This window comes from Fluviispira sanaruensis, from assembly GCF_004295685.1.
In the GTDB taxonomy this organism is placed as follows: Bacteria; Bdellovibrionota_B; Oligoflexia; order Silvanigrellales; family Silvanigrellaceae; genus Silvanigrella; species Silvanigrella sanaruensis.
This window is the reverse complement of the sequence record NZ_AP019368.1, coordinates 691906-715560: the sequence shown is the minus strand read 5'-3', so window position 1 is coordinate 715560 and position 23655 is coordinate 691906. Positions and strand designations below refer to the sequence as shown.

The 23655-nt window shown below is 33.6% G+C and carries 18 protein-coding genes; 4 read left to right on the top strand and 14 right to left on the bottom strand.

Annotated elements, in window-relative coordinates:
* Position 1: 1 nt before the first annotated feature.
* On the top strand, positions 2-1738 hold the full coding sequence (locus EZS29_RS03110) for an ATP-binding cassette domain-containing protein (protein WP_130606431.1): 1737 nt from the start codon (positions 2-4) through the stop codon (positions 1736-1738).
* Here EZS29_RS03110 and EZS29_RS03105 read toward each other — a convergent pair.
* The 4 genes from EZS29_RS03105 to EZS29_RS03090 form a co-directional block, all read right to left on the bottom strand.
* A complete protein-coding gene (locus tag EZS29_RS03105; RefSeq protein WP_130606429.1) occupies positions 1707-4850 on the bottom strand; it encodes an efflux RND transporter permease subunit in 3144 nt (1047 codons plus the stop codon). The two genes, EZS29_RS03110 and EZS29_RS03105, sit on opposite strands and share 32 nt — an antisense overlap.
* On the bottom strand, positions 4850-5845 hold the full coding sequence (locus tag EZS29_RS03100) for an efflux RND transporter periplasmic adaptor subunit (protein ID WP_172603747.1): 996 nt from the start codon (positions 5843-5845) through the stop codon (positions 4850-4852). Before EZS29_RS03100 ends, EZS29_RS03105 begins: the two co-directional genes overlap by 1 nt.
* A gap of 139 nt (positions 5846-5984) precedes the next feature.
* Positions 5985-8069 carry a lytic transglycosylase domain-containing protein gene (locus EZS29_RS03095; protein ID WP_130606425.1) on the bottom strand — a complete coding sequence of 695 codons (2085 nt, stop codon included), beginning with the start codon at positions 8067-8069 and terminating at the stop codon, positions 5985-5987.
* Between the two features lie 99 nt (positions 8070-8168).
* Positions 8169-9521 carry an arginine deiminase gene (locus EZS29_RS03090; RefSeq protein WP_130606423.1) on the bottom strand — a complete coding sequence of 451 codons (1353 nt, stop codon included), beginning with the start codon at positions 9519-9521 and terminating at the stop codon, positions 8169-8171.
* 112 nt (positions 9522-9633) lie between these two features.
* Between EZS29_RS03090 and EZS29_RS03085 the strand changes: the two genes are divergently transcribed.
* Together EZS29_RS03085 and EZS29_RS03080 are read left to right on the top strand one after the other, a co-directional pair.
* Entirely contained in the window at positions 9634-10737 is a 1104-nt protein-coding gene (locus EZS29_RS03085; RefSeq protein WP_130606421.1) for a saccharopine dehydrogenase family protein, read from the top strand.
* Positions 10738-10786: 49 nt separating this feature from the next.
* Positions 10787-12241: an HAD-IG family 5'-nucleotidase gene (locus EZS29_RS03080; protein WP_130606419.1), complete on the top strand. Its 1455-nt coding sequence runs from the start codon at positions 10787-10789 to the stop codon at positions 12239-12241.
* Positions 12242-12249: 8 nt separating this feature from the next.
* On the opposite strand, the gene EZS29_RS03075 is transcribed toward EZS29_RS03080, so the two are convergent.
* The 6 genes from EZS29_RS03075 to EZS29_RS03050 all read right to left on the bottom strand — a co-directional run bounded on the left by EZS29_RS03075 (position 12250) and on the right by EZS29_RS03050 (position 18622).
* Entirely contained in the window at positions 12250-12678 is a 429-nt protein-coding gene (locus EZS29_RS03075; RefSeq protein ID WP_130606417.1) for a hypothetical protein, read from the bottom strand.
* A 13-nt stretch (positions 12679-12691) separates the two neighbouring features.
* Positions 12692-13330: a DUF4360 domain-containing protein gene (locus EZS29_RS03070; protein WP_172603746.1), complete on the bottom strand. Its 639-nt coding sequence runs from the start codon at positions 13328-13330 to the stop codon at positions 12692-12694.
* 130 nt (positions 13331-13460) lie between these two features.
* Complete coding sequence (locus EZS29_RS03065; protein ID WP_130606413.1) at positions 13461-14666, bottom strand: restriction endonuclease subunit S; 1206 nt, start codon at positions 14664-14666, stop codon at positions 13461-13463.
* A gap of 9 nt (positions 14667-14675) precedes the next feature.
* The gene (locus EZS29_RS03060) at positions 14676-16190 is read right to left on the bottom strand and encodes a type I restriction-modification system subunit M (protein ID WP_130606411.1); all 1515 of its coding nucleotides are present in this window, start codon (positions 16188-16190) and stop codon (positions 14676-14678) included.
* A gap of 117 nt (positions 16191-16307) precedes the next feature.
* Positions 16308-17726: a TolC family protein gene (locus EZS29_RS03055; protein WP_130606409.1), complete on the bottom strand. Its 1419-nt coding sequence runs from the start codon at positions 17724-17726 to the stop codon at positions 16308-16310.
* A gap of 116 nt (positions 17727-17842) precedes the next feature.
* On the bottom strand, positions 17843-18622 hold the full coding sequence (locus EZS29_RS03050) for a flagellar hook-basal body protein (protein ID WP_130606406.1): 780 nt from the start codon (positions 18620-18622) through the stop codon (positions 17843-17845).
* Between the two features lie 309 nt (positions 18623-18931).
* Here EZS29_RS03050 and EZS29_RS03045 point away from each other — a divergent pair, with 309 nt between their 5' ends.
* Entirely contained in the window at positions 18932-19333 is a 402-nt protein-coding gene (locus tag EZS29_RS03045) for a hypothetical protein (protein ID WP_130606404.1), read from the top strand.
* 345 nt (positions 19334-19678) lie between these two features.
* Here the strand turns inward: EZS29_RS03045 and EZS29_RS03040 are convergent, their stop codons facing one another.
* Genes EZS29_RS03040 through fabD form a run of 4 tightly spaced genes read right to left on the bottom strand, consistent with a single transcriptional unit; the run spans position 19679 to position 23453 of the window.
* Entirely contained in the window at positions 19679-20923 is a 1245-nt protein-coding gene (locus tag EZS29_RS03040; RefSeq protein ID WP_130606402.1) for a multidrug effflux MFS transporter, read from the bottom strand.
* Positions 20924-20974: 51 nt separating this feature from the next.
* Positions 20975-21655: a dihydrofolate reductase family protein gene (locus EZS29_RS03035; RefSeq protein WP_130606400.1), complete on the bottom strand. Its 681-nt coding sequence runs from the start codon at positions 21653-21655 to the stop codon at positions 20975-20977.
* 9 nt (positions 21656-21664) lie between these two features.
* Positions 21665-22489, bottom strand: a complete 825-nt coding sequence (map, locus tag EZS29_RS03030; protein WP_216678710.1) for a type I methionyl aminopeptidase — start codon at positions 22487-22489, stop codon at positions 21665-21667.
* Between the two features lie 19 nt (positions 22490-22508).
* Positions 22509-23453 (bottom strand): ACP S-malonyltransferase, encoded by a 945-nt coding sequence (fabD, locus tag EZS29_RS03025; RefSeq protein WP_130606398.1) that lies wholly within the window; start codon positions 23451-23453, stop codon positions 22509-22511.
* Between the last annotated feature and the right edge of the window lie 202 nt (positions 23454-23655).

Here is a 23655-nt window from a genome sequence, read left to right as displayed (position 1 = left end):
ATTGAAAAAAAAGATATTAATAAAAGAAACAATTAAACTCTTAGGTACAAGAGGGGTAAAGTATTTAATATTTGCCGTTGTTTCTTCAATAGTCATTGCTATTATTGAACTCAGCATGTCAATTATTATTCAACTTTTATTAATTTCATTTGGTCTTTTAAGTGAAGAAGTGAAATTTTTAACTTTCTCGACCCCAAAGATTTCATTACTTAATATTTCTATAATCCTAATTGTAATTGCTATAATTCGCTTTATTGTGCAACTCACGACAACTCAGACCGCTTCATTTTTAAAAGAATATATATTTTTAAAGCTAAGAAGATTTTCTATCTATCGAATATTATATGAATCTAGCGAAGAAGTTAAAAATTCATCCGCTATTAATTTTAAAATATCTGAATTATATAGCAAATCATCCGAATTTATCGCTTTTTTTACAAATGCTCTATGTATGCTCGTTCAGACATCTATTTTACTTTGCATTTTATATCTTGTAGCCTGGAAAGAGGCGTTTATAGCAACAATTGGCGTGGCCCTTATTGGTTTAATTGTCTTTAAAATAAATCATCTTGTTGCAAAAAATGCCAAACAAGTCCCTACCCAACAAATCAAATTAAACGAAGGTATTGAAAAAATTTCCAGAAATTTTCTGTTTATTAAACTAATGAAGAAAAGGGATGAAGAATATAATGAAATAGCTGAAGCTTTAAAAGAGTATTCGGCAAAATCAACCAGCGCTTATTTTTATAGTAATTTAGCAACGCAAACGGGGCCTTTTTTAGGAATTTTACTTCTTGTTTGTATAATATCCATCAGTATTGGTCTATTTCATACAAATGGAGCAACCTTGATCTCTTTTATTTATTTGTTGTCACGCTTTGTCCAAAGTTTATCTATTTTCTCTGGATACTATGGCAATGCTAATACTTTTTTTCCTCAATATAAACTGTCACTCATGTCCATTAATAGTAATTTTAATCTAGCAACGAAGGAATCATTTGATAGAATTCGCCTAAATGGATATAGGAAAAGTTTTAAAAAAAATATCACAAATCATTCCTTAGCAAATGAAAAATCTGAGTTCCAGCCTTCTCCAACAATTACCTTTACGAATGTAACATTTGCATATCCGAATTCCCTGCCTATTTTTGAAAATTTGACTATGACCTTTGAAAAAGGCAGTCAAATTGGCCTGATTGGCGCAAGTGGAACTGGTAAATCCACTCTGTTATTTTTATTAACAGGACTCTTACAGCCTAACTCAGGACAAGCCTCGATTGATAATATGCCGCCTTGGGAATATGTATCGCAAAAAAACATCCGAATCGGGTATGTTGGTGCAGAACCATACCTTATAAAGGGAACAATTAAAGATAATCTTTGTTATGGTGTATCTAAAGAAATAAATGATCTAGAAATTCTAAATATATTAGATAAAGTTTCTTTATCCAGCATAATTAAAGAAAAAGGATTGTCTTATGTAATAGCTGAGGATCAGTCTGGATTATCTGCCGGACAAAAACAAAGAATCTGTTTAGCCCGTGCATTGCTAAACGAACCAGCCCTACTTATTCTAGATGAAGCAACAGCAAATTTGGATGAAGAAAATGAATATCTAATTGCTAAAATTCTGGCTGAAATCAAATCAAAATGCACGACAGTGATTGTCTCCCATCGTGCAGGTATTCTGAAATTTGCCGATAAAATTATTGATCTGACATCACTGAAGTCTGTTTAATTTTAGAAAGACTGAATTTAGTTTTTAGCTTTCTTTGTAATTCATCGATCACACTTAGTACACACGGTACAACTACGAGAGTCAGAATGGTTGAAGAAACAAGTCCCCCAATAACACAAATTGCCATTGGCGAACGCCCTTCACCTCCGACACCATGTCCGTATGCAATAGGCAGCATCCCAAAAATCATTGCAAAAGTCGTCATTAAAATAGGACGTAAGCGCAAAGGACCCGCTTCTAACAAGGCATCATTGACATTGTATCCTTGACGCATGCGTTGCAAAGTAAAGTCTATCAATAAGATTCCACTTTTCACTACAAGTCCAATTAACATGATTAAACCAATCATCGCATTCAGATTTAATTGCTTGCCAGTGATAAGCAAAAAGCCAAATGCACCAGAAAATGCTAAGGGAACACAAGTCATAATCACAAAAGGATAAACATAGCTTTCAAATTGAGCGCACAATGTCATAAAGACTAACAAAATTGAAAGCGCTACAGCAATAAGCATAGCTGAAATTGTTTCTCCCAAAAATTTTCCTTGACCATCAAATTCATAAATGAAACCCTCTGGATTAGTTGTTGTAGCTTCTTTTTTAATAAGATCGAGCGCTTTGCTTAAATCTTTTCCTGTATAATTGGCAAGAACAAAGGCAAAGGGAATACCACCTGAGTGAGTTATCTTTGAAGGAGAGTCCTTTAAATTAATATCAGTCAAAGCAGACAATGGAATTTGTGTGCCTTTATTATTTTGCACGTATAGACCTGAAATATCTTCTACTTTCTGTGAATCTTTTGGATTGATTTTTATTTTGACATCATTACGATTGCCAAGTTCATCTTGCATTTCACCAAGCTTCATCCCTTCTTTATTAAACAAAATATTAATTGTCTGTCCAATATCATTCGCATTTATGCCTAAATCAGCAGAACGCACGGCATCTGGTTTTATCGATATTTGTTTATAAAAAGGCGGAGGATCAACAAATGTATCAACTGCACCTGGTACTTTCTTTTCAATAAATTCTTTCATATGATCCGACCATTTTTGCAATTTTTCAGGATCATTTCCAATTAATTTTAATTGAATGAGCTGAGCTCTTCCTCCGATACCTGGCATATCAACCTGAATAAGAGTTCCCATTTCAGAGAAGGTTTTATTTAAGTCTGCTCTTAATCTTTCTATAAGTTCTTCTACCCCATAATTTCTCTCATCCCTATCCACCAATAGAACTGTCAAATTTGCTTTATAAGAGGGTTTGTCCATTTCGCTCCCGATTGTGAGTAAAACATCTTTTACCCCTGCATAAGCACGTATCTGCTCACTCATTTTTATTGCTTTTTCTTTTGTATAACTTAAAGGAGTATTTGGTGAAAATTGATAAACGACACTCAATTCACTTAAATCATCCGCAGGAAGAAAAGCTTTTGGAACAAAGTAAAGCATAATAAAACTTAAAATCAGAACGAAAATTCCGGATAAAATTGTTAATAGCTTCCGCTTAAAACTAAATAAACAAAAGGATAATACTTTTCTATAAAAACTTTCAGTCGCTTTAAAATAAATTTCGAATTTTGCGCTGATTGGTCGTTTTTTTGGATCAAAATCATGTGAATTATTTAATATTTTACTTGACATCATTGGAGTTAATGTAAAAGCAATAAAAAGGGAAATAAGAACTGCTATAGACACTGTAATGCCAAAGGGAAAGAAAAATTTACCGACAATTCCGTCCATAAACGCAACAGGAATAAACACTGCACAAACGGACAGAGAAATAGCGATTGCAGCTAGACCTATTTCCGCGGTTCCATCTTTTGCTGCTTGTAATGCAGATTTACCCATATTTAAATGGCGATTTATATTTTCTATAACCACAATTGCATCATCGACTAAAAGTCCAATTGATAATGTGAGGCCTAAAAGAGTCATGCTATTGATAGAAAAATCAAATATTGAAAATGCGGCAAATGTTCCAATGATCGCGGTTGGCAATGCCAAAGCACTTATAATTGTGGAGCGCCAATCTCTTAAAAAGATATAAATAATACATATTGCAAGGAAAGCTCCTATTACCATATCTGTAAAAACGGAATTCATTGATTGTTTTATATAAACAGAACTATCTTTTATCATTTTTAAAGAAACACCAGGAGGTAATGTTTTATTAATTATATTGATTTTTTCTTTTATTTCACGAGCACTTTTAACAATATTCCCACCTGCTTGTTTATTTACGAGCATTATTATTGTTGAATTATTATTGTATTGTCCATAAGTGCTTTCATATGCTAAACCATCAGTCACTTCTGCCACATCGCTGACTCGAATCATATTTCCACTTTGACTTGAAACAGGTATGGCAATTCGGGCTATTTGCTCAACAGAGTAAGGAACTCCAGTGGTTTTTATCTGAATTTGATTGGAATTGCTTTCGAGGGAACCCCCTTGCATTTCAATTATTTGACTTTGAATAGAATTTGCGACGAGTGTTGGACTTAAACCTATACTTTGCAATTTAGATTTATTTAGAAGAACTTGAATTTCTCTTTCACGATCCCCAATCACATTGACTTGGCCAATGCCATTTATTTGCTGAAAACTCGTAACCAATTTTTCATTTGCTAAGGTCGACAGAGCTCCAAATGGATATTTACCATCACTTTCTAGCACCAATGTTGCAATCGGCATTTCACCAATTTGTAGTCTTCTTATCTGTGGAGCACGTGCTCCTGATGAGCTAGGATAAATTGGATCCCCTTGAATAATAGCGACTTGATTGAGCACATTTTGCATTGCAGTTGAAGTTTCAACCCCCAATTTAAATTGCAAAACAACAAGCGCAGAATTCGGCGAAGCTGTGCCCATTATGCTGTCAAGGCCTTCAATTCCATTTAAATTCTGTTCCATGACCTTTAGAAGTTTTTCTTCAACTAAAGTCGCATCTGCACCAGGCCATACAGAACTCACAATGATGATTGGAAAATCGACATTAGGATTATTTTCCACTGGCAGTTTCAAAAGCGCAAACAATCCAAAAACGATAAATAAAAGATTCAAAATCGTAGCAAATACTGGTCTTTTTATTGCTAAATTAGATAAAAACATTAGAATTCCGCCTCTACAAATTGTCCAGGAACAAGATTAATATCGCTTGTCATTAACTTTCCACGAACTTCAAACATTCTTGTTTCTTTCGAAATCAAGTCGACAATTTTTGTTATTTTTAACTTAGAACTGACATCTATCGATGGAACATTGATATCAATATTCATACCAATTTTAACTTTCGAAATTTGCGCTTCATTAATTAATAAAGATATTTCAACATCTTTATCTTCAAATGCACTAAAAACAGCAACACCTTCCGAGATAAATTCCCCAATGTCTTTAAATTTTCCAGAAATTTTCCCATCGTAGGGTGCAACGAGACGAGTGTCATTATAAGCTTTTTCAGCAATAGTTAAATTTGTTTCTGCTTGCGCAAGCTGAATTTGTGAAGATGAATAAATATCTTGAGCTTGTTCCAATGCATAGGGAGTTGTTGCATTTTTCTTTATTAACTCTGTAGTTCTATCTAAATCTCTTTTTGCTTGCTCAAATTTTACCTTTGCTAATTGTAAATTTTGCTGTTGCAACTTTTTTTGTAAGACTGGATTTCGATCGTCAAGTATTGCAATAATTTGTCCCTTTTTAACTTTATCACCCACATTGACAAATTGTTGCGAAATAAATCCACGTGTTTGAAAACTTAAATTTCCTTGTTTTAAAGATAAAACATTTCCATTGACTCGAAATCCAAGATCGCTATTCTCTTTACGTATAGAAACATTTTTTATAGATTCATCCAATTTTTTATTGTCATTTTCATATATAATTTCGCTTTTATTCAAAACCAATTCTTTGTTTTCTTCTAGATATACATTTTTATTATTTGCATTGTTTGAACTTTCTACTTTAAGGCTATTTTGTTCTAAATTAACTTGAGGCATTGTCCCGGAAGGAGGCAATTGTGCTTTATCATTTTTATTTTTTGAGGTGCAGGAAATTAAATAAAACAGTGATAATGAAATAAATAAATATTGAATCAACTTTTTCTTCATTATTAAACTCCCATATAACATATCTTTAAATAAAATATTCGTAGTAAAATCTTCAGAAGAAATAACACAAAGGTTTTCTTTTGTCTTGCTTTTAAAATAATTTTTATAATTTATTTGCTTAAAATTTATGCGATATACCCTAGCGAAATGGCCTTAATACTGTTTTATCTTTATTTTCCTGCTCAACCACAGGCTCTAAAAAAACCTTATCTTTATTCTCATCACCTTTAACTTGGCCTGCAAAAGTTTTATCATTTGGCAATAAAACATCTTTCCATACTTTTGATTGTGCGCTGAGTTGTGAATTATTATTTCCAAATATATATATTTTATCTAGAATGGCTCTTTTTTGCGCATCTAAATTTCCTTTCCAAGACCCTTCTAATAAAGCAAGTATGCTTTCTGATTTCCATCTCGCTTGTTTGCTTTGTTGCTTTATTTTTCTTGCTAATGAATCATCTTTTTCAGATAGTATTCTGCCATACCAATAATAATTTCTAAGTATGATAGAAACATAGCTACGTGTTTCACGAAATGGCATAAAGTCACTAAAAAGCATCATGTTGTCATTGGAGACGCGATCACGCCATTTATCTAAATTCGATGCGCCCGCATTATAAGCGGCCAAAACATATTCTATCCGCCCATCATACCTTTTTAAAAGTTTACTTAAGTATAAAATACCGACTTCAAGATTGGTCAAAGGATCATACAACTGAGTTGCACTGACTCTTCGTTTAATACTTTTTGCAGTTGATGGAAGTATTTGCATGAGTCCTCGCGCATTTGCACTCGATCGCGCATAGGGATCAAATGCACTCTCTTGGCGAATGACTGATAATACAAATATAGGATCTATATCCATTGATTTATCTGAGATTTCGTGAAGATATGGTTTAGGGAAAAATATACGTAATAGATTTTTACTCACTTTAAATGTTTTCTCATTTTTGCCATATCGTCCAAGCATAGCGATTGAGTAGCGATAGTTATAAACTGAATTTTGCGCTATCGCCCAATAAAGTAACATTTTAGAATTGCCCACGGAGGTTGTCCTAGCAACGTACCCAGCCCACTCAGTTGCTGCTGAAATATTCTTGCGAGCACGAAATAAATCAAAAATAAATGCTTCCAGGTTATTATCATTCCATGCAAGTGATTCTCTACTTTGCAGTAAAATTTCATCGTCCGGCACTAAATTTTCCATAGGATCAATACCCATTTGCTGAGAAGATATAATTGCTGCTAAAGAAATTGGAAAATCTTTAACCAGTTTTTGCCAGTAAGGGTTTTTTGCAGGATCTGAATTTTTATTATTTTTTTGATATATTGCCCCAAGCCAAAAAAGACTTCTTGAACTTTCTTGAGGTTCTTTTTCAAGTAATACTTTTTCTAGCGCTTGAGATGCAGAGTTAGGAAATCCAGAAATTAAGCGGAATAATCCTACTCTTAAATGTACTTTTTCACTTCCTTCTAAATTTGGTAAAAGACATTTTTGTACTTTAGAATATAATTTTTCTATACTTGAATAAGCATAATGATTTGGTAAAAATGACTCTAAGCGTAAAATCACAGCCGAGGTTGGACCTGCAAAATCACAATCTGAAGAATATTCTAATGCTTTTGTTGAGAGTGTTACAGCCTGTCTTAGATTATCTGGATCAATTTGTAAAAATGAATCGCTAAAACTCATTCCTCTAAAATTTTCCCATTCATGTCTTTGTTTACTTGTTAATCTTTTTGTAATAGTAGTTGCAGAGTATGAATTCCTTTGTAGCGAATTAAGTTCTTCATTATTTTTTCGTTCAAGCCACCATGCTACACATGCTAATGAGTGTTCATTTAATGGAAATTCTTTTTTAAAACTTCCAATAAGAGCTTCACAGTTTTTGGATATTTGAGTTTTCTCTTTTTGAGATATAATTTTTAGAACCCAATCAGATAAGATACGTGCATTTTCATTATATAATTTTAAATTTTTAAAGTTTGCTTCTTCAATAAGTTGACTTTCTGTAGGAGGATCATAAGAATTTAAATTGGATAAATAGATATCACTCGTATTGCGCTCAATCCTTGATTGCATCTGTTTTTGATCCGGTAAGGTGAGCTCTAAATTTTCTGTTAATATTTCATTGCTAGAGCAACTTGATAAGAAAATATAGGGAATAAGTAAACAGAATGCTCTAAAATAAAATTCTACTTTTTCCCGTAAGAATTTGAGCATTCGCAAAAACCCCCTTCACTTTAAGATAATATATCGTCAATAATTATTATGACTTGAGACGATTCACAAAGCAAAGGGCAAAAATGAATAAAATTATATTTAGACTGGATCCCTAAGTACAGGACAAGTCATACAGCGCGGCCCTCCTCCTCCACGGGATAGTTCACTGCCTTCCACTGTCACAACCAAAGGAGACTCGCTACTCAAAAGTGCGGGATGTTTAATAGCATCTTTTGCAGAAACAATTTTAAAGCCTGCGGATTCACAAGCCTGAAGAGTGTGCTCATGCATATAACTAATGACTTTTCCAGGAGCAAAAGAAAAGAGATTTGCACCACTGTTCCACTGTTCCCGCTGCTGATGCAAGGGATTGTCGCCACCGCAAGGGATGGGATCCATGCGCACGCCAACACTGCGTAAACCTAAAATAAGGTCTTCCACATCCTTAAATTTTTTGTCTCCATCGGATTTAACCCGTATACGTACGACTCGCGCTCTTTCTCTTCCTAAGACATAAGGGGAATAGACAACAGCTTGCTCTTTATTTGCTACAGTAAAGATCATATCTAAATGGATTGTGCTTCTTTCCTGCGGTAAAATAACACATAAAATATTAAATGGCTCAGTTTTACCCTCTTGTGTGCGAGCACTTAAAATTGAGTCAACCAAAGCATCAACTGCTTTGGTCGTTGTTCTTTCACTTATCCCCACTAAAAGTAAGTCTTCATTTATTACAATTATATCCCCGCCTTCAATAGTAAATTTGGGATCATTATTTTTATAGCAAGCATCAAGTAATAAACCATGCCCCGTCAAGTCAGGATGATATTCGTAGATTGCACGCATAATTAAAGATTCAGTAAAGCGGACAGAACTTGCCATTCTAGATGAAATCACTCGAGTTCCCACAACCATACTTGTATCACGCATAAAATACATATTTGGTAAGGGAACAAGAGAAAATGTTTTTGATGAAAGCCATGATTCAAGGGAATTTCTTTTTAAAGATACACCTGTTATAAGAGTTTTTGCCAATTCATCGGAAGGCATTTCACTCAGCTCAAATTTTAATTCAGGACAACCTTGATAATATAAAACTTGGTCAAGCAATTCGTTGCGAGCTTGTTGTAAATCTAGAATTTCCTCTAAACATGTTGAAACTTCAAAAACTTCGCTCACTAAAGATAAAACGGATTTTAATTGTGCATGCCCTGCAACAATATTTTTGTAATAAATAATATCATTATATAATAATTCAGAAGCACTTTTAGGAGTCATTGACTCAACTTCTTGCCCCGGACTGTGCAAAAATACTTTGCGTAACTTTCCTATTTCAGAATGCACACCAATTTTACTTTGAATTTTCTTAATATTTTCAGCTTTCTTATCTTCAGACAAAGAATCCCAAAAGCGAAAATGACTGCCTTTATTCAAATCTAACTCCTCTTTCACTGTTAAACTCCTTGACCAATGCAAAGCTAAATGACAAAAATACCAATTCACAGTTACCACGGATCATATAGATCTGATCAAGAGCCATTTTAAATATTAGAGGAGAATGACAATGTCGTTGAAAAAAAATGTTGCCGTTTTTGGAGCAGGCAAAATTGGAAAATTGGTAGTTCACATGCTCTCACAATCCGACGATTATCACGTCACAGTCATAGACTCCAATAAAAATGCTGCTCAGATTGCAGCGACATCTCCTACAAGTGGAAAAATACTAAGAAATGTCGATTATGACACAGCAGATTTCATGTCACAAAGAGACATTGAACGTGTCCTAACTGGTAAGGATTATATCTTAAGCTGCGCACCTTTTTATTGCAATATTGGTATCGCAGAAGTCGCTAAAAAATTGAAAGTTCATTATTTAGATCTCACCGAAGATGTGAAAACCACTGCAGCTATAAAAGAACTCGCAAAAGAAGCCAAGAGTGCATTTATTCCACAATGTGGATTGGCTCCTGGGTTTATCACAATTGTAACAAATCACTTAGCAAATCAATTTGATAAAGTAAACACAGTTAAAATGAGAGTGGGAGCTTTACCAATGTATCCGCACAATAGATTAAAATATAATTTAACTTGGAGCACGGAAGGTCTTATCAATGAGTATTGTAATCCTTGTGAAATCATTTCAGATAGCAAATTAGAAGACGTTCCAGCTCTTGAAGGATTAGAATACTTAAGTATTGATGGAGAAGAATATGAGGCATTTAATACATCTGGAGGACTTGGTACTTTGGCAGAGAGTTTAGCGGGTAAAGTAACACACATGGATTATAAATCTATTCGTTACCCAGGCCATCGTGATATCCTTTGCACTCTCCTTCATGACTTAAAGTTTATTGATGATAGAGAAGGTTTAAAAAAAGTTTTTGAACGTTCTTTGCCACACACTTCTCAAGACGTAGTTATTATTTTTGTTACAGTAACAGGAGAAAAAGAAGGGCGATTCACACAACAAAGTTACGCTAAGAAAATTTATCATGCAGAAATTGGTGGGGAACATTGGGGGGCAATTCAAATAACGACTGCGGCAGGCATTTGTTCTGTCCTCGATATTCATGCGACAGCCCAACTTCCCGCGCATGGATTCATCCGTCAAGAAGATATTTCTTATAACAAGTGTATAGGCAATCGCTTTGGAAAGTATTACTCTTAAATGAACAACTTCTCTTTGAGATGTTGTCATATCACAAGGAGAAGTTAGAATGTTTCCCGAAAATTTGGATGATATTCCTGTTCATGAAAAGATATTTTGCAATCGCTCTTTAAATATGAAATCAATAAAAGCCGTTGGGTTTGACATGGATTATACCCTTGCGCTTTATAAACCCGAAACATTTGAAAAACTCGCATATGAAGAAACCTTAAAAAAACTTGTTGAGATGGGTTATCCGAAAGAAATTTCAAACTGGCAATTTGATCATACATATATGATTCGTGGTCTTGTAATTGATAAAATACGTGGCAATATTTTAAAAATGGATAGACATCGTTACGTTAAAGTCGCTTATCATGGTTTTCGCGAATTAACGCGAGATGAAAGGCGCAAACTCTATGATGTCGAAAACGTGATTATTTATGAGGAACCAAATTTTGCCTTGATCGACACGTTATTTTCACTTGCCGAGGCCTTTTTATTTGCCCAACTCGTTGACTATAAGGATAAAAATACAAAATTACAAAGCAAAAGTTTTCTTGATTTTTATAATGATGTTAGAAAATGTATTGATTTATGCCACCGAGATGGAAGTATAAAACACCGTGTCGCAGAAAATCCTGGAAAATATATTATTCTAGATAAATATTTATCTTCAATTTTAAAAGATTTGCGAGAATCAGGACGAAAAGTTTTTATAGTCACTAATAGCCTTTGGGATTATACAAATATTGTCATGAATTATTTATTAGGCAATCATAAAAAAGAATTGAATCACAGCTGGACAAACTATTTTGATGTCATCATAACTGGAGCGCATAAACCAGCATTTTTCATGGCAAAAAATCCTCTTTATGAAGTTGAGTTGAAGTCGGGTCACCTTATAAATACGGATCTTATTCATTTTAAAAAAAATAATAAGGAATATCCTACAGTATATCAAGGAGGGCATTTTAAATTGCTTTATGATATATTAGGCACTAAAACAGGTTCAGAAATTCTTTATGTTGGGGATCATATTTATGGAGATATATTGAGAAGTAAAAAAGAAATCGGCTGGAGAACTATGCTTGTAATTGAAGAACTTGAAAAAGAAATCATTGCTTCACATTCTTTGAAAGATCAATATAAACTTTGTGATATTTTGAACTCTAAAAAAGTTCATTTAGAAGCAGAGTTTGAGCGTTTGCAATTATTAGAAAACTCACAAAAAAAATCGAAAAATAAAAATGTTGAAGATGCAGATAGAAATGTCAAAAAAGCTGGATATGATTTACTTAAGCTTAGAGAACTCGAGAAAAAAGAAATTAGAAATTATCACTTAAAATTGCACCCTATTTGGGGAGAATTGATGAAGACAGGGCGGCAAAATTCACGCTTTGCCGCCCAAGTAGAAAACTATGCCTGTCTTTATACAAGTAAATTAAGTAATTTAAGGCACTATGGCTCACATAAAAACTTCAGAGCCGTTCGTGACTTTATGCCACATGATTTAAATGAATAAGCTTAGAATTATTTACAAAGCATATCCATTAAGTTTATTAATCCACGCGCTTCTTGTGATTGATTTACAGCTTTGTTACCCCTATAATTTACTGAGCTTGAAAGTTCAACAGATGCATTAGTCAAAACATTATAGGCCTTATAAATTGTCACTGGTGCGTCCACAGGAGCAGGCGATTCTTCAATCCGCCCCATACTCGCTGCGTATATTACTTTTTTAAGATCACCCGACAAAACATATTGCCGAGTTTGTTCTGCACCAATAAATTCTGCTTCTTGTTTTAATACTATTTTATTACTATATATTTCACAATTTAAACTCGTTCTATAACCAGGAGCAACATAACCTGAGTGATACGTTTTTGTTAATAAAGGTACTTCTGTAATTGCAAAAGCAGAAGAAGAAATTAAAGCTGATATTAAAAAAATTGATTTCATAAGTCCTCCAATATTATTGTTCACATTTTTTCCATTTTAATGCATACGTGGTTTTTACTGTTCCGTCAATAGAATCTGTAGTTAACTGTGCAAATCCACTAGGATTATTTGAACTAACCTGAGCGAGTAAAGAACTATTAATATTTAATGCACGTTTTTCTCCACAGGGTGACCATACAAGATCATTGATTCCTAAAGTGTCACTGATGGTATAATCCCCTTGTGCTGGACCAGTGAACATTGTGAAAAGCCTTCCTTGCTGTAAGCTTCCTTGAAAATAATACAAAGATTGTTGCTTAGCAGTAGCGCCTGCACTCAATGAATAAAATCCTCGATAGTCCAAACGTACTAAAGAGTATGACCAGCCTTGAGGGAAATCAAAGTTAACTAATATTTGACAATTTTTACGTGAAGTGCTGTTAGATCCTAGAGCTTCAACAACATATTCATCGAAAATCATTGTAAATGAGCCTAAATCTGGAGAAACTGCAGCACGGGCTGTTCCTGCTGGACAACCTGTTCCACCGTATGATGGATTTGCCTGACCATTTACACTCGGTGGAATTGTCACATATGGGGGAAGGTCAGCAGATGCATTCATAGCAAAGGATATTCCGAAAACACCAATAATAAATTTACGTAAAAATTTCATAAAATTCTCCATAATATTTCATTTGCACACAATGCACAAATTTTGGCACGAAAATTTAGAATCTATTAATTTAATTTTTATTATCAGCTAAGGTAGCGGTTAGCAAGAAAAATCCCGGAAGTTTTTATTTTTACAAGAAAAATTTATTCGATATTAATAATCTCTGCTTAATTAATAATTTATAAATTTTTATTTTATTTTCAATTAATTCATCATATTTTTTAAGAATATTTGCGATTTTATTTTGTACATCCAATTCTGGAATAAAAATTCTTATGTTTGATAATTCTCTCTTATTAATTAAAGGGATCGCACTCTCTTGGGAAATTTTAGATAAATCCAAAGTCAGTAATATCTGATACAAATACTCAGAATTGCATTCTTTTTCATTAGCTGTTAAACACAGTAAATTATTATCTATCACACTCTCTCTGGATAAAATTCCCCTTTTATTCAGCAAGGCGCTCGCGCCGACTTTAGGCAAAATAATTGAGTTTTTATAAAATAATTTCCCATTAATTTTTTTTATATCTTTTCTATTAAGTGATAATTTTGTCTTAATAATATACTTTTCATTTCCTGGAATATTAAGGTCATTTATTTTAATAAATGGAATTTCCGCCTTAACTTTGTACTTAAAATTACCTTCAAACTTTGTTCCAATATTTACAATACAAACTTCTTCCAATAGTTTTTGCTTAAATATTATTTTATTATTATCTACATTAGATTCAGTAAGATGCTGCAAAGTCATTCTTTTATATTTATTTAAATATTCGATCAATTTTTTATATTGATTAACAGCATTATCCCATAGATAAATCAATTCTAAAAACTCTTTTTGTTTATCAAGAGTGGGTATAGGAAGCATGATATTCTTTATATCTTTCACGGTTATTTGATTTTGTGCACTCCCATAAGATATTTTTTTAATTTGATTTTTTACAAAATCAGAGTTTAAAACTTTGTATAAAAAGTCAGTTATTATATTAGGATTTTCATTTCTAATTATGACCATACTAGAATTGATACGAACAGCATCATATGAAAGTTTATCAACAAATAACGCCAAATTACCTACAGTTCCTCGGGTTGTTAATACAATATCATTATTTTTAACAATCCCTTTTAAAAGTTTAGTATGCTTTTCGAAAGTTATGAATTTTATATCGCTAAAGACAAAACCTTCACTTGAAATATTTTTTGCATTTAAAAAAACGCAATATCCATTTTTTAGAATTTCATTGCTTTTTGGGTATTCAGCTCCCCGATCCCCATCTATAATTTTTATATCTAAATCACTTAAACTTTTTAGCGAGTAGGTCTGGTTAGTCATTATAAAGATTCATATATTAAAACCTAATTCTTGTAATTTTTTATTTAGTCCTGCATGCGACACAGAAATTTCTTTTTCAAGACGATTGATTTCAGCTTGTATTGTCAAAATATCGTATTCCTCAATAATATCATTTTTCTCCACATACCTTGAAATGCTTAAATTAAAATCATTATCAATAATTTCGCTCAGATTTGCTGCATAAGCATAACCTTTAACTGATTTTCTTGCTTTATATGTCGTTACGATATTCTGAATATCCTGTACCCTTAAGAAATTTTGAGACTTTTCCCCAGAAAAATCTTTATTTGCATCAATAAAAAAGACTGTATTATTTTTTTTTGCTTTCTTAAAAATTAAAATCACTGCTGGGATTAAAGTTCCATAAAATAAATTTGCAGGCAAACCGATAACAGCATCCAATAAATTTTCTTCAATAAGTGCCTGGCGAATTTTTTTCTCACTCGAACCTCTAAAGAGAACGCCATGCGAAGCAACCATTGCTATGCGGCCTGTGATATCCTTCATAGATTCAATCATATGTGAAATAAAGGCATAATCCCCTTTTGATTTCGGTGGAATCCCCCTGTGAAAGCGATTGTATATATCGTTTGCCGCAGATTCCTCCCCCCATTTTTCGAGAGAGAAAGGAGGGTTTGCAACTAAAACATCAAACTTCATCACCTTATATTTTTCAATTAATTTAGGATTGCGAATACTATCGCACCACTCAATACGTGCATGATCTATATTATGTAAAAACATATTCATTTTTGCTAATGCATATGTTTGTCCATTTATTTCTTGCCCAAATATTTTAAAATCAGTAAACCCTTTTTTCACCAGACCATTTGCACACTTTATAAGCAATGCGCCTGATCCACAGGTTGGATCACATATTGTTTCACCTGCCTTAAGTTCAATCAATTGCGAAATGAGTTCTGAAACCTCTGAGGGAGTATAAAATTCACCCGCTTTTTGCCCGCCACCTGCTGCAAATTTATGAATCAAATACTCGTAAGCATTCCCGATAATATCATCGTTGCCAATAAGACAATTTCTTAAATTCAACTTTGGACTATTAAAGTCTTCTAATAAATTTTTTAAACGATTATTTCTTTCATTCAATTGCCCCAATAAAGCTTCTGAATCAAAATCTATGCTACGAAAAACTCCACTGAGTTTTTCTTTATTTTCTTCTTCAATTTTACGAAAAGATTCATTGATTATTTTACCAATATCTCTTGAATTTCTCTGTTTGTATAAATCTATAAAATGACATTTATTAGGTAAAATAAATCTATCTTCACTCTGGAGATTATTTTTATTATCACGTTGAAGAGATGTTTCACCTTTTATTTTTTCATATTTTACTTCCCAAGAATCAGAAATAAATTTAAGAAATAGCATTGGAAGTAAATAATTCATATATGTAGCGGAGTTTAATATTCCTCTAAATGTATCACATGCCTGCCACAAAATAGAATTGATTTCTTCTTGAGTCACAGTTTTTTTTTCAAGCATTCACACCTCAAGTATAATTTGATAATAAGTTATAGAACTTTTTATCAATTTAGCATGAAGCTTATTGACTAATTTCACATATTGCAAGATTTAATTGAGTTTGAATAAATGATAAATTCAATTTATAGTTGTTAATTTCGCACCTGTACTTTTTTGAAATGCAATCCATGCCAAATCAATCCCACCTCGAGCATTGGCTAAATTTGCTCTTGCACTCGTTTGGTCGTTGGATGAATTTATTAAATCTGTTGCTGTGACTTGCCCATTGTCAAATCGAGCTTTCATTTGATCATAAACATCTTGAGCATACTGAACAGAGACGACTGCAGATTCCAAAACCTGTACAGCATCTTTCAATTGCAAATATGAGCGAGTGATATCAATTTTTGCCTGGGAATTCAAATTTTCTAAATTATACCTAGCTTTTTGTTCTTGAGCTGCCACATTGCTTATTTGTGCTTGTCTCACCCCCCAATCCATTAACACCCAATTTAATTGCAAACCATATGAAAATGTATCTTGAATATCTTGCTTTTTATATGTTGTGTTACTGACTGTAACATCATCTATGAAAAAATTTCTTGTATAATTCATTATGAAATTCAGTGACGGAAGATAGGAAGACATGGTTTGATACTTGGAGAGTTTTTTAGCTTCTACGCTTTCTTGCGCTGCTTTTAAATCGAACCTAAGAGCAAATGCAGGAGTTAAGTCTGCTTTTAAATCTGGTATTTTTACCGATTTATTTTCAAAAACAGATTTGTCTCCACTTTGTAAAGAAATGTTTCTAAAATCTTTCACTCCGATCGCTTCTGCCAATGTTAACATAGCTATTTTATATGTTGTTTGTGCTTGAATTAAGGTCGATCGCGAATTCTCAAGATTTAATTTAAACTTTAATAAGTCTGCATTGGTTAATTTCCCGGCATTATATTGAGCTTCGGAGTCACGCAATTCTTTTTCTGATAACTTTAAAGAAGATTCCGCAGTCTTAAGCAATTGATCGGCTTTTTGTGCGTTGATAAAAGCGCTCGCACCGTTGTAACGCGCATCCACTCGACTTTGATTCTTGTTTTGCATAGCAGCTCTTGCTTGTGCTGCATTTGCTTGCACCGCAAGGAAAAGAGGAATCAAACCTACAAGCGGTTGTGTAACATTCAATGTCCCAGTCATGGATGTTGTATCCGGAAATCCGTACTGTGCACCCGTCGTTGTCCCAACAAGCTTATTTACTTGATTACTATTTTGTAAATAAGTACTACTCACACTTAAAGTGGGAAACATATTTCTTATAGATGCATTATATTGTGCTTCACTGGAGTTCTCGTCTTGCTCAGCCATTTTAGCCGCAAATGAATATTGTTCAGACATATCCATGGCGTTTTCCAGAGATAAAGTTGTCGTGGCAAGTGAATTAGATTGAATAAAGTTCTGATTTTGTGTTAGAAAATCTTCTGAAAATGAGGAGAAACTAATACCAATTGAAATTGTATAATACATTGAATAACGAATTGATCGAAATGATATAAGATTCATATTTGACCTTCCAAAAACTATTGAATAAGTAAAGACTTATTAACTCAAATTAGAAGGCCTTTCAAGTTTTAAAAAATATCTTTTTTTAACCTATAATTTTGTAAGAAAAAGAATAATTATATTTCAGAAATCTTATTTGCATTTTGCATTGTATCATCATGGGCTTTTACAGTTTTTTGCAATGCTTCATAACTTCTATGAGCAATTATCAAATTTGTAAGATTACGCATTGGATTAACATTGCTTCCTTCCAAATATCCTTGAGCAATATCACCTGATGGAGCTTTTAAATTTTCAGGAGCTCCATTGTGGATCCACAGATTTTCGCCAAGCCTCTCAAGTAATTTGGTATCCTCAAAAGAAACAATTTTTAATTTATCTATGAATTTTTTTCCCACATAAATTTCACCAGTGGGCAATATGCTTAACTCTTTTCCTCCAAGTCCAGAGATGGCCCCATTCTCTCCCTGCACTACGGCTCCATTTTTTGTAATCAAAATTCCATCATTGCTAATACTAAAACCGCCATCGCGGGTCAATCTTTCACCAAAAGGTGTCATCACTTCAAAAAAACCATCACCTTGAATCGCAATATCGGTTGAATTCGATGTTTTCCTCACAGGCCCTTGTGTATGTGCAGTTTTTATCTCACTTAAAGTAACATAATTCATCTCATTCCCTTTGAGAGGCCATAATTCTTGCATATTTATTTTGAATGGGGCTGGAGGATGTGGGAATGCATAACTGGGCCAGGGATTTGCCTCTTGTTCCTGAAATGAAATTTCATCTTCTTTAAAGGCTGTTGTATTAGTATTTGCTAAGTTATTAGAAATAATTTCCATAACTCTTTCTTGGAGAATTCCACCTGATAGAGGCGCATACACATTTTTTAGCATTTTTATTCCCTGTCATAAAATTAGCTTTTTTACACTTTAACACTTATTTTATGACCAAATTAAGCAAATATTACCTTATTCTATATTTTTTGATGAGAAAAAAATTTCACTTTTATGAGCAACTCCCCAAGTAACTAAAATTTCTCTTTTTGTCAGAGAAGTGATTCATGTTTTCTTTCAATCTAAATATCCATATTTCGAAATAAATATTTAAATTTTTTAAATAAAAATAATAATTTTTTATTGAATTTTATATATTAAAATATAGTATAAAAATTGTTTGAAAAATTTAACATTGGAAGGTTTTATATGAAGCTTAGTCATTTCCTAATTTCAATCCTGGCAACTGCTGCATTTGTTCCACAAAATAATTCCACTGCAACTGCTGCATTTTTTCCACAAAATAATTCCACTGCAGCTGAAGCTTATATTTACTGCAGCAATGATAATAACGATTGGGAGTGGCTTAATAATAGAAATATAACTGTTCCAGGTAAATGGCGCTTTTATCCAATGAATAATGCAAATTCTTTCGTAGTTTTTATCCTGACGGGTGGAGAAAATGCTTATATTTATCTTGCTGAAAAATGTGCGGAAGAATTTGGAAATACATATCCATATCCACAACCAGCTAGTGGCATCTTCAACAATTGGTTTGTCTTTGCCGCACAAAATGGAAAAATTTTCCCAGGATACAAAACCCTTTATTGACCATTACTTTAAATGGCCCCTTAAATTAAACACTCGTCTTCTATAAATTGCTGATAGTCAAAACTAAAAAGTATCATGCATTGCCAAAAGCAAAGCAAGAAAGAAAAATTCTAGCTCGTTATTCTTTGTATCTAGGGGATCCACTTCTTCAAAAAATCGCCATTCGAAGATTTTTAAGGAGGGGAGAACGTCAAATGTCACTAATATATTTAATCAAAGTCTCACGGAATGCAAAATAAATCCTACCAATGGCAACTTAAAAGACTGCAAGCAATATGATAAATTGAACCCACACCCATTTTACTCACTACGGGAAGGCAATCACCTTATTTTAAAATGGCAGGATTAATAATCGATTTGACTTTTTAAATATGCTTTTGGAGAACCAAATACAGCTAAATAATAAAAAATAGTTAATAAAGAAAAACCTAAAACGATCGCAGCAAAAGGAAGAAATGTTCCGTTTTCTATAAAACCCATCAATGCTGTTCCTAATGAAGCCGCTGTCAGTTGGGCAGAACCCAAAGATCCTGTCACTAACCCTGAATTCTTAGGGAACAGAGCGATCGCGTTTGCAGAAGAAAAGGGCATTAAAAATCCATTCCCAATGGTTATAACAAAAATAGGAATCATAAGTGCGGCCATATGCTGCCAAGAAAAATAATACATTAAAAGAAAAATAATTCCGCCGATGATATTTAAAATCAAGCCTAAAAATATAATTTGCATATTACTTAATTTAAAAGAAAGCCGCCGTCCTAATAGCGAAGCAAACATATATGGGAAGGAAGCGATACAAAAAGCATAACCTACGGCTGAAGGTGAATAACCAAACTTCTTCAATAGAAAAGGAGCACCCGCTAAAAAGGAAAAATATGTTGCATTAGAAGTCATCATAAATAAGGCAAAACCAACAAATTTTTTATTTTTAAGCATTGCTAAAAATGAAAGGATTTCAAAGGCTGATTTTTGTTTTTTTGCCATGGCTCTACTTTTAGGAAATATAGGTGAACATAGTAAGAATAAAATAATGAATCCGTATATACCTAGAACTAAAAATATTGCCCGCCAATCATATAATATTTCAATATAACCTCCGAGCACAGGAGCTATTGCAGGAGAAAAAGCTACGAGAGGTATTGTGATAGAAAGAATTCTACCCGTATCTTTTGCGCCAAATGCATCTGCAACCATCGCCTGTCCGATAGACATGCCAGCACATGCGCCGAGAGCTTGAAAACAGCGATATATTATGAGTTCATTGATAGTTGAAGAATAAAAACATCCCAAGGAAGCAAAAATAAAAATAAGAGAAAAAACAAATAAAACTCTTTTTCTTCCATATTTGTCCGAAAGTGATCCAGAAAATATTTGAAAAACAGCCATTGTTAATAAAAATAAACTCATAGTTAATTGAACATAGGCAGCATCTTTTTTAAAGTAATCTGCAATCGTTGGCAACGATGGTAAATAAATATCAGATGCAACAAAACCAATTGCGCATATAAATATTATGGCTGAAACAAAAAAAATAGTCCTTATTTTTCCCCAACTTTCACATTCTCTTTGCACTAAAATATCATGTTCCATAAATTAATATCCATATAATTTTGTTTAAAAAATAAAAGATAATGCGGTATATTATTTCTTAACTTTATAGTCAATAAAAATAAAGTCACCAGATTGAGAAACTTTTTCACATTCAAGTATGCTTTTTAAAATTGTTTCAGAACTTATCAATGCAGGAGCGTTTTTATTTCCAATAATTATTGGGCTTATAGTTATAAATAACTCATCAACAAGTTTTTGTTCCCAAAAAGCAGCATTCAACTCTCCACCACCTAATAAAGCAATCTTTTTATAATTTTTTTCTTTTAAATACTGAAGAAGTCCTATAATATTGCCTAAATAGCAATTAATAGTTGCAAAAGGAAATTGTTTCTCTTCAATTTTAAGAAATGGTTCATCGCTTTTATTGAATGAAGACACAAAAAAAATACTTTTAGGTATATTTTTTTGTTGCCAAAATTCATGAGAAAATGAAATTTCTCCGCTGCGTGTAAAAACTATCCACTCTGGTTCTGCTTGTTTTGGTGTTAAATTTGCAACTCTAAAAGCACCTTTTTCTGTAGATAATGTTCTTGCACCTAAAAAAACAGCATCACAAGTTGCTACTAATTTTCTCATACGCAAAAAATCTTCATTACAAACTAAACCACTTTGATTTCTATCTTCCGTAGACTCCAATTTATGAGCAGAAATCTTACCATCTACAGAAGCAGCCATGATATTTATTATAGTTAGATTCTCAGTATGGAACATAAATATTTATTAAACCTTTAATTCAGGCCAGAGAATATTTGCTCCCAAAGCCTTTGCTCTGATAGCAATAGGGTCATCCTCAAGCGCAGTTAGAATTTCAATGCCATTTCCAACAATTGCAATAGTATGTTCGAATTGTGCAGATGGTTTACCGTCCAAAGTTTTAGAAGTCCAGCCATCTTTCATCATTTTCATGCGCCAGTCCCCAGCATTGATCATAGGTTCAATGGTAAAAATCATGCCTCTGACAATTTTTAGGCCTGTTCCTGAGCGACCATAATGTGGAACCTGCAAATCGGGTTCATGAAATACTTTTCCAATTCCATGCCCAACAAAATCTCTTACCACTCCACATCCTTCTTTTTCAGCATAGCTTTGAATGGCCCAACCCACATCGCCCAATCGACTCCCATGTTTAGCGACTGCTATGCCGCGAGCCAGGCACTCTTCGGCAACATTTGTTACTTTAATACTCTCTTCCGAAATATGCTCACCAACAAAAAAAGTTCTTGAACAATCACCAAAGTATCCATCTAAAGTAACTGTGACATCAACGTTTATAATATCGCCTTCTTTTAAAACTTCAGTTTTACTTGGTATTCCATGACAAATAACATCATTAATACTTGTACAAACGGATTTAGGATATCCTTTATAGTTCAAAGGGCTTGGATAAGCACCATGAGAAATAATATACTCATGCACTGCTGTGTTTATTTCTTCTGTACTTACACCAGGCTTAATAACTGAACCAGCATGCTTAAGAGTATGGGCAGCAAGTCTGCCTGCTTCACGCATTTTTAAGATATCTTCTTGTGACTTTAATTTAGGCACTTTGTTTATTACTCCAAGTTTATTTTGAGAGAGTTTCAATTGTAGACTTAAGAGAAGTTAAATCTTGAGTTCCTAGGCAATTGACTGTCTCATAAGTTTTTTTAGTGAGTCCTTGTAAGACTTTTCCTGGGCCCACTTCTACCCAAATAGATTGTGGCGCAGCGTCTTGTAATATTGCTAAAGATTGTGTCCACAAAACAGCATTTGCTATTTGTTTTACAAGCGTTTCATGAGAATAAGACTGCGCAGTATGTAATTTTGCATCCACATTTGCAACGATTTTTCCAGAAAAAGCGCGCAATGGAATTTTAGACAGAAACACAGCCATTTCATTTGCTGCCGGTTGCATAAGAGAGGAATGAAAAGGCGCACTGACAGGGAGCTCTTTTGCTCTTCCTAATTTCCTTGCGGAAACCTCTTCGCATACTTTTGCCACTGCATTTTTATGTCCACTTAAAACGAGCTGCCCAGGGGAATTGAAATTAACAACTTCAACTTTGCAATCATTCGTAGAAACTTCTTTACAAATTGCAGGAATAAGTTCGCCAGAATTGCCCAAATAAGCTGCCATTGCTCCAACACCCACTGGAACAGCACGCTGCATCGCTTGACCTCTAAAGTGTACAGCACGCAAGGCGTCGGAAAAATCAAGGGCACCTAAAGAAACAAGAGCCGAATATTCACCTAAACTATGGCCAGCAACAAGAGTGGGATTGACTCCTGCCCTTTTTTGTAAAACACGCAATGTAGCTATACTAATTGCCAAAATAGCGGGTTGCGTGAATTCAGTTAAATTTAATTTCGCTTCAGGATCTTCAAAACACAGGCGTTCCATGTTAAAACCAAGTGAATCGGAAGCTTCTTGCAATGTCTCCTTAAACTCCTGAAATTGCTCTGAGATTTCTTTACCCATTCCAACGGTTTGGCTTCCTTGCCCTGGAAATACGAATACGATATCAGACATAATTCATTCTCCTTAATAAGTGCGTTGTCTTTGCACATGCTCTGAATACCAGAGTCTTTTAAATGTCTCCAGTGCGATTTCTGTTCAGCCTAGCAAAGCTCTAGCTGCAAAACCACTGCTAAGAGTATGCGTGAATTTACATTGACCTTTGCCTATTGCGAGAGTTATAGAATCACGTTTGTAGTTGATTTTTTGTGGAAAG